Origin of the sequence: Rhodanobacter thiooxydans (genome assembly GCF_030291135.1) — a bacterium.
GTDB classification, from domain to species: Bacteria; Pseudomonadota; Gammaproteobacteria; order Xanthomonadales; family Rhodanobacteraceae; genus Rhodanobacter; species Rhodanobacter thiooxydans_A.
The window spans coordinates 2740458-2754281 of record NZ_CP127409.1 but is presented as its reverse complement, the minus strand read 5'-3'; the positions used below and the strand labels follow the sequence as shown (position 1 = coordinate 2754281).

General features: G+C 68.0%; 7 protein-coding genes. 1 reads left to right on the top strand and 6 read right to left on the bottom strand.

Annotated features, from left to right (window positions below; genetic code table 11):
- Nucleotides 1–21: 21 nt before the first annotated feature.
- The 5 genes from QQA13_RS12765 to pgmB all read right to left on the bottom strand — a co-directional run bounded on the left by QQA13_RS12765 (nucleotide 22) and on the right by pgmB (nucleotide 10810).
- Nucleotides 22–1410, bottom strand: coding sequence for a sigma-54-dependent transcriptional regulator (locus QQA13_RS12765; RefSeq protein ID WP_108470913.1), 1389 nt, complete (start codon nucleotides 1408–1410; stop codon nucleotides 22–24).
- A gap of 174 nt (nucleotides 1411–1584) precedes the next feature.
- The gene (locus tag QQA13_RS12760) at nucleotides 1585–3831 is read right to left on the bottom strand and encodes a glycosyl hydrolase family 95 catalytic domain-containing protein (RefSeq protein ID WP_108470912.1); all 2247 of its coding nucleotides are present in this window, start codon (nucleotides 3829–3831) and stop codon (nucleotides 1585–1587) included.
- Nucleotides 3832–3850: 19 nt separating this feature from the next.
- A complete protein-coding gene (locus tag QQA13_RS12755) occupies nucleotides 3851–5119 on the bottom strand; it encodes an MFS transporter (protein ID WP_234411279.1) in 1269 nt (422 codons plus the stop codon).
- Nucleotides 5120–5215: 96 nt separating this feature from the next.
- Complete coding sequence (locus QQA13_RS12750) at nucleotides 5216–7756, bottom strand: TonB-dependent receptor (protein ID WP_108470910.1); 2541 nt, start codon at nucleotides 7754–7756, stop codon at nucleotides 5216–5218.
- A 72-nt stretch (nucleotides 7757–7828) separates the two neighbouring features.
- The gene (gene pgmB, locus QQA13_RS12745) at nucleotides 7829–10810 is read right to left on the bottom strand and encodes a beta-phosphoglucomutase (RefSeq protein WP_428998028.1); all 2982 of its coding nucleotides are present in this window, start codon (nucleotides 10808–10810) and stop codon (nucleotides 7829–7831) included.
- Between the two features lie 379 nt (nucleotides 10811–11189).
- Here pgmB and QQA13_RS12740 point away from each other — a divergent pair, with 379 nt between their 5' ends.
- Nucleotides 11190–12149: a LacI family DNA-binding transcriptional regulator gene (locus tag QQA13_RS12740; RefSeq protein WP_286042133.1), complete on the top strand. Its 960-nt coding sequence runs from the start codon at nucleotides 11190–11192 to the stop codon at nucleotides 12147–12149.
- 6 nt (nucleotides 12150–12155) lie between these two features.
- Here the strand turns inward: QQA13_RS12740 and QQA13_RS12735 are convergent, their stop codons facing one another.
- Nucleotides 12156–13805 (bottom strand): sensor histidine kinase, encoded by a 1650-nt coding sequence (locus tag QQA13_RS12735; protein ID WP_108470974.1) that lies wholly within the window; start codon nucleotides 13803–13805, stop codon nucleotides 12156–12158.
- Between the last annotated feature and the right edge of the window lie 19 nt (nucleotides 13806–13824).

Genomic DNA, 13824 nt, shown 5'->3' with positions numbered 1-13824 from the left:
CGCGCGTCTGCTGTCGGCAGTTCAGTCGATGCCGAGCTTCTTCAGCTTGTAGCGCAGCGCGCGGAAGGTGATGCCGAGTTTGCGCGCGGCGGCGGTCTTGTTGTAGCGCGATTCTTCCAGCGCCTTGACGATCGCGGTGCGCTCGAGGTTGCTGATGTAGTCGTCGAGGCCGCCGTTCGCGCTGGCGGGCGCCGCGACCGGCGCCGGTGGCTGGCCCGGTATCGTCGCTTCCTGGGGCGACCGCGCGCTGCGCTGCGGCAGCATCAGGTCGGCCGCCTCGATGGTGCTGCCGTCGCACATGGCCATCGCGCGTTCGAGGATGTTCTCCAGCTCGCGCACGTTGCCGGGAAACTCATACGCGTCCAGTGCGTCGCGGGCGGACGGCGATAGCTGGCCGACGCTTTCGCCGCTCTTGCCGGCCAGCGCCTTGAGGATGAAAGTGGACAGCTGCGGCACGTCGCCGCGGCGCTCGCGCAGCGGCGGCACGCGCAGCTCGATCACGTTGATGCGGTAGAACAGGTCCTGGCGGAACTGCCCCTGCTCGACCAGCTGGCCGAGGTTCTTGTGGGTGGCCGACAGGATGCGCACGTCGACCGGGATCTCGTCGCGGCCGCCGATCGGGCGCACCGCCTTTTCCTGGATTGCACGCAGCAATTTCACCTGCATGTGCAGCGGCAGCTCGGCCACCTCGTCGAGGAACAGGGTGCCGCCCTGGGCGGCCTGGAACAGGCCTTCCTTGTCCGCGCTGGCGCCGGTGAAGCTGCCCTTGCGGTGGCCGAAGAATTCGCTTTCCATCAGCTCGGACGGGATCGCGCCGCAGTTGACCGGCACGAACGGGCCGCTGGCGCGTGGGCCCTGCTCGTGGATCAGCCGCGCCACCAGTTCCTTGCCCACGCCGGATTCGCCGGCGATGTAGACCGGCGCCTGGTTGCGCGCCAGTTTGCCGATGGTGGCGCGCACCTGTTGCATCGCCGCGGAGTCGCCGATCAGGCGGTCGCCGGAGTCGCCGGTTTTCGCCGCGGCGGCGCCGTTGCGCCTCTCCTCGGCCAGGCGCAGGGCGGTGCGTACCAGCCCGCGCAGCATCTGGATGTCGACGGGCTTGGAGACGAAGTCGAACGCGCCGGCCTTCAGCGCGTTCACCGCGGCGTCGACGTTGCCGTAGGCGGTGATCATCGCCACCGGCATGTCGGGGTGTTCCGCGGAGATCAGCTCGATGATCTCGTGGCCGCTGCCGTCGGGCAGCCGCATGTCGGTGAAGCAAAGGTCATAACTGCGTTCGGCCAGTGCGCGGCGTGCCTCGGCGACGGTGCCGACGGCGTCGACCTGCAGGTCCATTCGCCCCAGCGTGATGGTCAGCAGTTCGCGGATGTCGCGTTCGTCGTCGATGACCAAAACGGTCTGGGGATTCATGGCACGGCGCGTGGCAAACGATACGACAGAGAATACCCGGCCCCGGCCCGGGGGGCAAAGGCCGGCCATGCAGCAGGCGGCTGCCCACAAGCCGGTCGCGGGGGCGTGCGGCAGGCGCTGTCGGGCGGGTGGATCGTTGCCGCAGCCGCGATGCCGGATGGTGCGACGGCAGTTTCAGCGTGGCTCACGGAGCAACCGGGGCTTGCCATCGGCGCCGCGGTCGATGCGGATATCGTAATGCCTGCCGCGGAACGCGACGTTCTTCAGGGTCAGCGAGCGCCACGCCGGCGGAAGTACCGGCGCATACGCCTCGGCCAGGCCGTCGTCCTCGATGCGCAGGCCGCTGAGTCCGTAGACGAAGCTCTGCACGAAACCGGCCGAGGTCGCGAGGATGTAGCCCGCGTTGTTGGCGACGGTTTCCGTGCGCACGTTGAACGGCGGTTTCAGGAAGCCGACCAGGTTGCGCTGGATCCACTCGCCGGCGCCCTTGTCGTCGCCCAGTTCGGCTGCGCCGACGGCGAGCATCACCATCATCATCTCGTTCGGGTCGTCGCCGTGCACCTTCAGTTCGTGCAACTGGAACGCGAAGTCGTTGCGGCGCACCTGCGGCGACATCGGCAGGTCCAGGTTCGGATACATCAGCCAGGCCAGCGACGAACCCATCCAGGTGATCTTGTCGTGCGGCACCGAGGCGTCGAAGTCGAGATGGCGCTGGTTCTTCTCGTCGAACGGGATGGTCATCTTCGCGGCGATCGCGGCCCACTGCGGATCGGGCGTTTCGCCGACGAGCTTCGCCGCCTTGATCGCGATCTGCAGCGACTTGCGTGCCGCGGCATTGGTGAACGAGTCGTTCGGCACGTCGTCGTAAGCCTCGTCGGGCGAAGTGACGTGGTGGATCTCGTAGCGGTCCGTACTCTTGTCGTAGGTGACCCGGCTGACCCAGAACTGCGCGATCTCGCGGATCACCGGCCAGCCGTGCTGCTGCAGCCAGGCATCGTCGCCCGTGGCGAGGTAGTACTGCCACTGCGCGATCGCGATGTCGGCATTGACGTGGATCTCGCGGAACACGCCATAGGCGAAGTGCGGCGTGTTATCGACGCCGGTCTCTGGATCGGCTTCCCACGGGTACATGGTGCCCTTCACGCCGTACTGCTTCGCGCGCTCGCGCGCCGGCTGCATGGTGCGTGCGCGGAACATCACGATCGGTTTGGCGCGCTCGGGATGCAGCAGGAGCAGGGCGGGGAATACCCACGAATCGCTGTCCCAGAACGCGTGGCCGGCGTAGCCCGGAGTCAGCGCGCACGCGCCCATCGGCCAGGCCGTGCCGACCGTGGAGTTGGACAGCAGGTAGTACAGGTCCGAATGCACGGCGCGCTGCACGGCCGGATCGCCATCGACGACGATGTCGGACTTCCACAGCTCGTGCCAGGCGGCCTGGTGTTCCGCGAGCAACGCGGCGAAGCCCTTGTTGCGCGCGGCACGGGCCAGCGCCACGTTGTCGTGGGCACTGCCACCCCAGTCCTGCCGCGACGCGGCGATGTACTTGGTGAAGGTGTAGGTCCTGCCCTTTTGCACCTTGGCGACGAGGTTGAGCGACAGCTTGTACGGGCCTTTCTCCAGCTTCACGCTTTCGATCGCGAGACCCGGCGGCAGCCCGATCGCTGCCGCCTCGGCCATCGTCAGGCCGTGTTCGGCGCGGCCGTCCAGCCACAGCGTCAGCGCCTTCGTGTCGCCGTCGCTGGCCAGTACGCGGGTGTAGCCGGGGTACCACACGGCGGCGCGGTCGGGCGTCGGCACCGGCTTGTTGTCCAGCGTCTGGCCGCTGGCGATCACCGCCGCGATCATCTCGTCGCCGGTCATGCTGGCGATCGGAAAGCGCGGCGCATGCTCCGACCATAGCCGGATCGGGAAAGTCAGCTGCACCGGGCCGTCGAACTGCGGCGTGATGGAGAGCTGCGTCGCCGCCAGATGGTTCGAAGCCTGGCTGACGAAGGTGGTGACCTTGATGTCGGTCGACTTGTTCGCGTAGTCGAAGCGGTAGCTCGTGGTGAGCGTGCCGTCGTGCATGTCCAGCGTCTGCGCGTAGTCGGCGAAGATCTTGCTGTCGATGCGGGTCGAATTGAGCCAGCCGCCGCCGGGGTTGTAGTCGATCTCGCTCCAGCCGGGGATCGCGGCAGGGCGTGCGATGTCGCCGGGTTTGTAATCCATGAACGCGACCATGTACGCGCGGTTGCCCTCGGTGCCGCGCACCGAAGTCATCGTGGAGAAGTAACCGTTGGCCAGGTAGCTGGGGAAGTAGCTGTCGAAGTTCGCCGTGGTGCCGGTGAGCAGGAAGCTCGGGTCGGTGGCGGCGGGCGCGGGTGTGGCGAGTGCGGCGGCGAACAGGAACAGGCCGGCGAGGGTGGCGTGGTGTGGCTTCATGGTCGCTCCTGGCGGTGGGCTACTTGGCGGCAAGTCCGATCGCCGGCGGCGCGTCGACGCCGGCACGGTCGGTCTCGCGCTTGAACAGGAACAGCGTGACCAGGATCAGGCTCATCGGCAGCAGCGAAAAATAGAACGCGTGGATGCCGTCGAAGCTGGCGAACACCCGGGCAGTGATGTACGAGCCCAGCGTGCCGCCGAGCGCGGAGAACACCACGATCAGCCCGGTCATCGCTGCGTGCATCGGCTTGGGCAGCGAACTCAGCGCCACCGAATTGATCACCGGGTAGATTGGCGCCATCAGCAGGCCGAGCAGCGGGATCAGGTACGCCGCCAGCGGCGCGTCGAACCAGCCGACGTCTGGCCGTGCCACCACGCCGCGCGCCAGTGGCAGCACCACGACCACCAGCACGCCCATGCCGAGCACGCACGCATTGAGCAGCACGTACCAGCGTACCCGCTTGAGCACGACGCCGGCGCCGATGCGACCCAGCGCGGTCATGCCGGCGAGGATGCTGGCGAACTGGATGCTCATCGCGTTCGGCAGCTTCAGGATCTCGTTGTTGAAGGTTGGCAGCCAGGTACCGAAACTCTGCTCGATCAGCACGTACAGGAAAGCCGAGGCGAGGAACACGTAGACCAGCGGACGCACGAACAGGCGCAGCATCTCCATGATCGCGTCGGTGAAGGAGTTGTTGTGCCCCTGCGCATGCGCGGCGCTTTCGTCCAGGGTACCGGTGGCCAGCAGCGCGATGGTCAGCGCACAGGCGCCGGCGAGCAGCCAGTACACGTTGAACCACGCCGGGTCGCCCGGTTTGGCTGGGTCGATGAAGGCGCTGAAGACCCAGTTGCCGGCCAGCACGCCGACCATGAACAGGCCCTCGATGGTGTTGGTCAGGCGCGAGTGCGCGGTGCGGTCGGCGGTGAGCAGGCCGATCGACGAATACACGGCGACCTTGGTCAGCGCGAATGAAAAACCCACGCAGGCGAACAGCAGCCGCGTGGTAGGGAAACTGGGGTAGAGCGGCATCAGTACGCAGGCGCCGCCGACGATGGCCAGCGCCAGCATCATCGAGCGCCGGTAGCCGAACATCGGCAGGAACGAGGCGACCAGGAACGAGGTGGCCGCGATGGTGAGGTCCTTGTAGCGTTCCAGCGCGCTGGCTGCGGGCTTGTCGATGCCGAAGGTGGCGATCGACTGCAGGATCACCGTGCCGACGCTGTTGAGCAGGATCGCGAAGATCATGTAGATCAGCGCCAGCGCGACGATCATGCGGATTCGGTTCATGTCGCCTCCGGCGGTACGGCGTCGCACTACGGGAAAGACGCGGTCCGGATCCCCCTGAAGGCTCGATCCGGACCGCACCACGCAACAACCTCAGGTTCAGAACAGGTACTTCACCGTCAGGTTGACCTCGCGGCCTTCCATCGGGCGGGCCAGGATCACGCCATCGGTACCGGCGGCGGAGCCGAAGATGCGCGAGTTGCTCTCGGTCAGGCCCAGTTCGTTGGTCATGTTGGTGCCCTGCAGGCGGATCTGCCAGCTCTTCTGCACGTTGGCGACGATGCCGAAGTCCCAGGTGTCATAGCTACCCAGCTGTTGCAGGGCGGACTGGTCCTGGGTGTGCGGGCCGACGTGGGTGTAGGTCACGAAGGCGGTAATGTCGCCCCAGTCGAACGGTACGCGATAGCTCGGCGTGAGCATGTAGCGCACCTTCGGCTGGCGCTGCAGCTGCTTGCCGTTGATGCCGATGCACTGGGTGGAGCCGCTGACGAGGTCGGTAAACAGGAAACAGGAGTTGTTGTGCGTGTAGTGGCCGTCCAGATAGTTGGCGACCACCTGCAGCTTGAAGTTCTCGAACGGCGTGACCGCGCCGGCGAGGTTCACGCCCTTGGAGTCGGAGCCGTACAGCGCCTGCGCGCCGACCGGCACGCCCTGGCCGTTGGTGGGCTGGTAGGTCAGGCCGTTGAACTGGCGGTGGTACACGCTGATGTCGGCGTAGAACAGGTCGGACTGGTACTTGAAGCCGCCCTCGAAGTTCTGCACCTTCTGCAGCGGCGGGGTATTGCCGGTGGTGTTGCCGCGCAGCGCGTTGTCGAAGTCGCCGAAGTGCGCGCCCTTGTTGGCGCGGACATAGACGCTCATGTTGTCGGCCAGCTCGTAGTTCACGCCGACGGTCCACGACGGGTGGGTCTTGTCGTAGCGGGTTCTCGCGTAGGTGCCGTTGCACGTCGGCACGCTGTTGTCGTACAGCGTGTTCGGGTTGCCGTCGAGGTCGATGTTGGTGAGGTTGCACACGTTGTTGGTGGCGTTCTCGTTCTCGACGCGGCCGGACGCGTCGATCAGCCACTTGCCGATGCGCCACACGTCGGACAGATAGAACGCCTTGTTGGTGGCGCTGCCGTGCTGGGCGATGTTGTAGCCGCCGTAGTCGAGGAAGCCCTGGCCGTCGGTGAGGTACTTGGTCTGGCCGTTGTCGACGTAGCTGACCTTGATCGGCTGTGCGTTGGGCGTGTTGGTCATCAGCATCTGGTTGCCCAGCGCCCACTTGTCGTCCATGGTGTAGTGGGTCAGGTAGAGGCCGGCGGTGAGCGTGTTGCCCTCGAAGAGGTCCTTGCTCAGGCGGAAGTCGTTGCTGATGTTCTTCAGGTGCTTGTGGATGTACCACCAGCCCTGGTGGATCACGCTCTGGTTCGGGTCGACCATGCCGCCGCCGTTCACGTAGCTGGCGGTGGCCGAGCCGGCGGGCAGGTTGAAGGCGCCCATGCTCGAGGTATTGGTGTACAGCATGTCGTTCATGCTGCCGGGGTTGTTGCCCGAGAACAGCGCGTTGGTGTCGACGTCGCCGCCGTCGAGCAGGAACTTGTCCGACAGGTTCCAGCCGTTGCCCAGGTCGTAGTCGAAGTTGCCGCCGAAGAAGCTGAACTTGGTGCCGCGGCCATTGGCCAGGTTGGCGTCGGTGCCGCCGCCGGGGTAGCCGGGCAGGTGCACGTGCTGGATCGCCTTGCTGTAGTAGGTATCGGTCAGCGGGTCGAAGCCGGGGTAGGCGCTGAACTGGTCGGTGCCGTGCTGGAGTAGCGGCACCGGCGTGATGAACTGGTTGCGGTCATTGAGCTGGCGCGCGTACAGGGTCATCGTGCCGTTGTCGCTGTCGTGGCTCAGCGTGGCGGTGAGCTGGCCGCCCTTGTCCGCGGCGAACTGCGGGTCGCGCACGCCGTCGGAGGTGCGCCAGAAGCCGCCGACGCTGCCGTACCAGCTCTCGGCGATCGGGAAGCCGAAGAAGCCGTCCACGCGACGCAGGTTCTCGTTGCCGTAGGTGACGCCGACGCTGCCGCTGGGCACGTCGGTGCCGGTCTTCAGCATGAAGTTCGCGGTGGCGCCGATCTGGCCGTCGCCGAACACCACCGACGGGCCGCCCTGCAGGATCTCCACGCGGTCGACGGTGTCGTCGAGGCGGAAGATCGAGGTGGTCTCGAAGAACGATAGCGTAGGCATGCCGTACAACGGTGAGCCCATCAACTGGGTGCTGAAATAAGGCGCGTCGCCGCCGCCCGGGAAGCCGGCGATTTCGATGTTGGCGCCGGTCTGGCCGCCGGTGGATTCCGGCCACATGCCGGGCGAGATCTTCAGCAGGTCCGCCGTGCTCTTCGGGTTGGCCATCTTGATCTGCTCGGCCGAGGCCGTGGTGACCGAGTAGCTCGTGTCGATCTTCTTCAGGCCACCAGTGGCGGTGTTGCCGGTCACCACCACCTGTTCGAGGGTCTTGGCCTTGGCGGCGTCGGCCTTCTGCTGGGCCGCGCTCTTCTTCGCCGGCGCCTGGCTGGCCTGTGTCGACGTGGTGTCCTGGGCCATGACGGCGCCGCAGAACAGGATGGCGGCGATCGCCACCGGAAGACTCAGTCTGGACAACTGTTTGTTCTTCATTTCCGTCACTCCCCACCTTTGGATTGGATTGTTTTAGCCGCGCAGCTCATGCCGGCTGCGTGGAACGGCCGCTCACGCGATGAAACGGCTGATGTCGAACGCGGCAATGTCCGGCAGCAGCACATCCGCCTTGTCCAGCTCCTGCGCGCGGCCGATGCCGACCGCCGTCATGCCCGCCGCGTGCAGGGCGGCGATGCCCGCCGCGGCGTCTTCCACGCCGAGGCATTCCTGCGAACTCAGGCCCAGCCCGCGCGCCGCCGCCAGGAAGATCTCCGGATCGGGCTTGGAGCGGGCGATGCGGTTGGCGTCGACCACGCAGTCGAACAGCGCGGCGATGCCCAGCCGAGCCAGCAGCTGCGGCGCGTTGCGGCTGGCCGAGGCCAGCGCGGTCTTCAGCCCGGCGCGACGCACGGACTCCACGGCGGCGCGCGCGCCGGGCAGCAGGTCCTGCGGGCCGAGGCGTTCGATCAGCTCGACGTAATGGGCGTTCTTGCGTGCGGCGAACGCCTCCTTCTCCGCCTCGCTGTAGCAGCGCGGCGCCTGTTCCAGCAGGATGTCCAGCGAACCGCGACGGTCCACGCCCTTCATGCGTCCGGCGGTGGCTTCGTCGAGCGGCGCGCCGATCTCGTCGGCCAGCTGCTGCCATGCCGCGCGATGCAGCACGGCGGTGTCGGCAAGCACGCCGTCGAGATCGAAGACCACTGCCTTCAACGGCGGCAGCGGTGCGGCGAAGCCCGCGCACGGCAGGCGCAACGGCTGGCCGGCACGCAGGCGTTGCGGCAGGCCGTCGTGCAGGAAGGTGAGCGCGCTGCCTTCGGTGAGCGTGTAGCGCACGCCGTCGCCGTCGACTTCGACGCGCAGGTGCGTGCCGCGCCAGCGCAGGCCGAAGCGGTAGCTTTTCCAGGCCGCCGGCAGCCGCGGCGCCAGCGCGGGCAGGCCGTCGTGTACGCGCAGGCCGCCGTAGCCCCAGGTCAGCGCCAGCCAGCTGCCGGCCATCGCCGCCATGTGCAGGCCGTGCGCCGCGTTGCCGTGCAGATCGTCCAGGTCGACGCGCAGGGTGTCGCGGAAATAATGGAATGCCTTGTCGGCATGGCCCACCTCGGCCGCGATCACCGCGAAGGTGGAGGCGGACAGGGTCGAGTCGTGCGCGGTGACGCCTTCGTAGTAGTCGAAGTTGCGCCGCTTGGCGGCCACGTCGACCTGCTCGCCGGCCAGCATCAGGGCCAGCAGTGCATCGGCCTGCTTGCATACCTGGTGGCGGTAGATGGTGAGTGGGTGCATGCGCAGCAGCAGCGGGCGCTGGTCCGTCGCAGTGGCTAGTTCGGCGGGGAGCCGAGGCTTGTCGAGGAAGCCGTCGTCCTGCGGGAAGATGCCCAGCGCGGCGTCCACCGGCAGGTACATCGCCTGCGCCGCGGCCCGCCACTGCGCCGGCTCGTCGGCGTCGAGGCCGATGCGGGTGGTCAGCGCCGCATACTTGGCCGGATGGCTCAGCGCCATCCATTCGGCAGTGGCGGCGGCGTCGCGCAGGTGCCGCTGCGCCATGCGGTTGGTGTAGTGGTTGTTGTCGACCAGCGCGGTGTACTCGTCCGGGCCGGTGACCTCGTGGATGCAGAACGCGCCGCCGCGGCGCGGATTGAAGTGGCCGATCTGCAGCCAGATCCGCGCCGTCTCGAAGATTATCTCGGCGCCGCCTTCGAGCATGAACGCCTGGTCGCCGCTGGCGTCGACGTAGAGGCGGGTCGCCCACGCCACCGCGGCGTTGATGTGGTATTGCGCCGAGCCGCCGGGGAAGTAGGCGGAGCATTCGTCGCCGCTGATCGTGCGCCAGGCGTACAGCGCGCCGCGCAGGTGGTTGAGTTCGCGCGCATGCCGGCGCGCGTGGCCCAGCGTGCGATGGCGGTACGCCAGCATGGCGCGCGCCAGTTCCGGCGCCAGGGTGACCAGCGCCGGCAGCATGAAGGCTTCGGCGTCCCAGAAGTAGTGACCTTCGTAGCCCTCGCCGGTGAGCCCCTTGGCCGCGGTGCTACTGCGGCCGTCGCGGCCGCTGGACTGGAACAGGTGGAACAGGTTGAGGCGCAGCGCCTGCTCGGTCGCCGGGTCGCCCGCGATGGCGAGGTCGGCCTGCGCCCAGAAGCCGGCGAGCACTTGCGTCTGTCGTTCGAGCAGGGCCGGGTAGCCGAGCGCGACCGCGGTGGCCAGGGTGGCCTCGGCGCGAGCCGGCAGGGTCTCGGCGGCATCCGTGGCAAAGGGTGCGGTGAAGGCGTAGGCGACGTACTTGTCCAGGCTGACCGTCTGGCCCGGCGCGAGCATGCCGGCGTAGACCTGGCTCACGCCGTCCGCGGACTCCCGCGCGTGGCGGAAGGTAAGTTCCGCGCCGTGCACGTGGTGCTGCACGCAGGCCAGCCGGATGCCGCTGTGGCGGGTCTGCTGGCCGACCCAGGCCGAGCCCTCGTCCGCCTGGGTGGCCCAGCTGACGAGGCCGCCGGCGAGGCGGGTGCCGATGCGCGGGTCGTCGCCCTGGCCGGTGGCCTGGCGACCGGTGGCGATCGATGATTCCAGCGTGATCGGGCCGTGGTAGTCGAGCGAGCGCACGCGGTAACGGATCGCCAGCAGCCCGGCCTCGGCCAGACTGACCAGGCGCTCGGCCTCGATCTCCAGCGTGGCGCCCTGTGGCGAACGCCAGCGCAGGCGGCGGCGGTAGCAGCCGTGGCGCAGGTCGAGGTTGCGCTCGAACTGCAGCCATTCGCCCTGGTCCAGCCGCACCGGCGTGTCGCCCAGGCGCAGCCGGATGGGCGTGGCGTCGGCGACCGGGATGCGCGTGTCGGTGTGGCTGGCGAAGCCGGGGAAGCGTTCGTGGTACTCGATCGGGGTGCGTTCCCACACCCCGGACAACAGGCTGGCCTGGCTGGCGCTGTCAGCCTCTTCCAGGTTGCCGCGCACGCCGAGCGTGCCGTTGGCGAGGGCGAACAGGCTCTCATCCTGGGCAAAGCCAGCCGGGTCGGTGCCGTGGCGAACCAGCAGCCACGGATCGACCATGGTCTGCGCGTCGGGCATCCGGGCATTGGAGCTGGCTGCGGCCGTCGTCTGGTGATCCAAGATAAATCTCCCCTGGTTGCGCGCATGGGCCGTCCCCACCTGGCCGGGCAGAGCTTGGCATCAAATGATATCGGTATCAAGATATCGATATCATTTGACTTGGCGAGCCTGTGTCGTCGCCGCCGAGCCTGCCGGCAAGGGCCGGCGGGTGCGCTGTCGGCCGGCGGGCGGCGAGCTTGCATCGGCAAGGCGAATGTCGACACACTGCAAGCGTCGGCCCGGGCCATCGCTGCAGTCCGGCAGCGTCGCGGTACCGGAGCGGGATCGGCCAGACCAACAGGGAATCGGATCGTTGAGCAAGAAGGGCACGCGCAAACACGCGTCAGGCGGCCCGACCATGGCCGATCTGGCGCAACTGGCCGGGGTATCCAAGATCACCGTCTCGCGGGCGCTGGGCGACAGCCCGCTGGTTAATCCGGAAACCCGCGAGCGGATCCAGGCGCTGGCGCGCGAACACGGTTACAAGCTCAACATCAGTGCGCGCAACCTGCGCCTGCGCCGCAGCCACACGGTGGCGGTGATCGTGGAGATGAAGCCGTCCACCGATCGCACCATGTTCGACCCGTACCCGCTGGTGTTGCTGGGTGGTATCTCGCAGGAGCTGACCGCGGCCGGCTACAGCGTGCTGCTGACTACCCGCCAGGGCGCTAGCGCGGCGGCAGTGCAGGCCGCGGACGGGCTGATCCTGTTGGGCCAGGGCGCGCACCAGGACGCGGTGCGCCGGTTCGACAAGCTGCGCCTGCCGATGGTGGTGTGGGGTGCGCAGTCGGCCAGCGACGCGCACGTGGTGGTGGGCAGCGACAACCGCCTCGGCGGCGCGGTAGTGGCGCGGCACTTCATTGCGCTGGGCCGGCGCCGTCCGGTGTTTATCGGCAACCCCAGCCACCCGGAAATCTTCGAGCGCCTCAACGGTTTCCTCGACGCGTTGGCGCTGCGCGGGATCAAGCCGCTGCTGATGCGGCGCGACGAGTTCACGGTGGACTCGGGTATGGACGCGGTGCGCTCGCTGCATGAACGCAAGGTCGGCTTCGACGCGATCTTCGCCTGCAACGATCTGCTGGCGATGGGTGCGATCCGCGCCACGCTGGATCTGGGGCGTTCGGTGCCGGCCGATGTCTCGGTGGTGGGTTACGACGACATGCCGCTCGGCGCCAGCTTCCTGCCGCCACTGAGTTCGGTGCGGCAGGACTGGCAGGAAGGCGGCATGCTGCTGGCGCGCAAGGTGCTGGCGCTGATCGAGGGCGAGCCGGCCAAATCGGAATGTCTGCCGGTCAGCCTGATCGTGCGTTCGACCTGAGCGGCTTCAGCGGGCTGCGGTCTGGGTGGTTTCGGCGGCTTCGGCCGGGCTGCGCGCCGGCGGCGTCAGCACCAGCCGGAAGCAGCTGCCGCCGCCGGCCACGCGCACGTATTCCAGCGCCGCCTGGTTGGCGTCACTCATCTGCCGGGCCAGGTACAGGCCCAGGCCGGTGCCGTATTCGTGGGTGGTGTAGAACGGCTCGAAGATCTGTGCGGCCACCTTGGGCGCGATGCCGGGGCCGCGGTCGATCACTTCCAGGATCGGCACGCCGTGCTCGCCCTGCCGGGTCACCACCATCACCCGCGCCGGCTCGCCGGGCAGGCGGCCGTAGCGCAGCGCGTTCTGCACCAGGTTCCACACCACCTGCTGCAACTGCTGCGGGTCGGCCACCGCCGCCACCGGGGTGCTGCCGTTGGCGATCGCGCGCAGCGAATCGGCGCCGAGGTCGTTGCCCTGGCAATACTCCTCGACGAAGGCCTGCGCCCAGTGACCCAGGTCCAGCGTTTCCGGCCGCGAGCGTTCGCGCCGCGACAGCTGCAGGATGTTCTCGATGATCTCGTTGAGCCGGATGCAGTGGTTGTTGATGATCTCGACCATGCGCTGGTCGGTGCTGTCCATGCTGGTCGACTCGGCCAGCAGCTGCGCCGAATAGCGGATCGCCGCCAGCGGGTTGCGGATCTCGTGCGCGATCGAGGCCGACAGCCGGCCCAGCGAGGTCAGCGTGAGCTCCTCCGCGCGACGCGACAGCAGCGAGGTGTCGTCGAGGAAGATCAGCACGTGCGAGTCGTCGTTCGGTGCCAGCCTGGTGAAGCGCGGCACCACCTCGGGCACGCCGTCGGCGAGCTGGGTGGCGGTCTCGTCGAGCTTGCCCGAGGTCATCCAGTGGTACAGCCGGCGCGACAGTTCCGGCGCCAGCTGGCCGAGGTCGCGCTGGTCGGCGCCGGGGTTGCCCATCAGCATCCAGGCCGACTCGTTGATCTGGTGGATGCGGTTGGCATCGTCGACCAGCAGCACGCCGGTCTTCATGCGGCGGATGATCAGCTCGTTGACCTGGGCCAGGTTGGCCAGGTCGGTGCTGCGCTGCTCGGCCAGCGCCTCGGTGGCGCGCAACTGCCGGCCCAGCACATGGCACAGCGTGGTGGTGGCGAAGTAGGCCAGGCCGAACAGCGCGGCCTCGAGCAGGTCGCGGTCGCCGGGGCTGCCGGTGGTGCCGAACAGGGTGTGCCCGAGCATGCCCAGCGTGGCCAGCGAGGCGAAGAAGCTGGACAGCCGCAGCGGCAGGATCAGCGCGCCGGCGCTGAGGTTCACCGCCAGCATCATGGCAATGCCGATGCGTGCATCGTGTATCGCGGCGATTGCCAGCAGGGCGGCGGCGATGTCCACCGCCAGGGTGGTTGCCACCACCGTGCGCGCGTACGGCATGCTGCGCCGGTTGAACAGCAGGGCGCCCAGGGCGAACACCAGGTACAGCATGGCCACGGTGCGGGCGAAATCGGGCGTGGCCAGTTTGGGCCAGCCCAGACCCGGCGGGCTGAACGCCAGGCCGACGTAGACCAGCGCCTGCACCAGCCGGAACACGTTGAGGAACGTCAGCTCGTGGCGGATCGTCGCCGTGCCCGCGGCGCGCTGGGCGTTCAAGGGTGCTGTGCTGGACATCATGCGGCCTGTGCGGGAT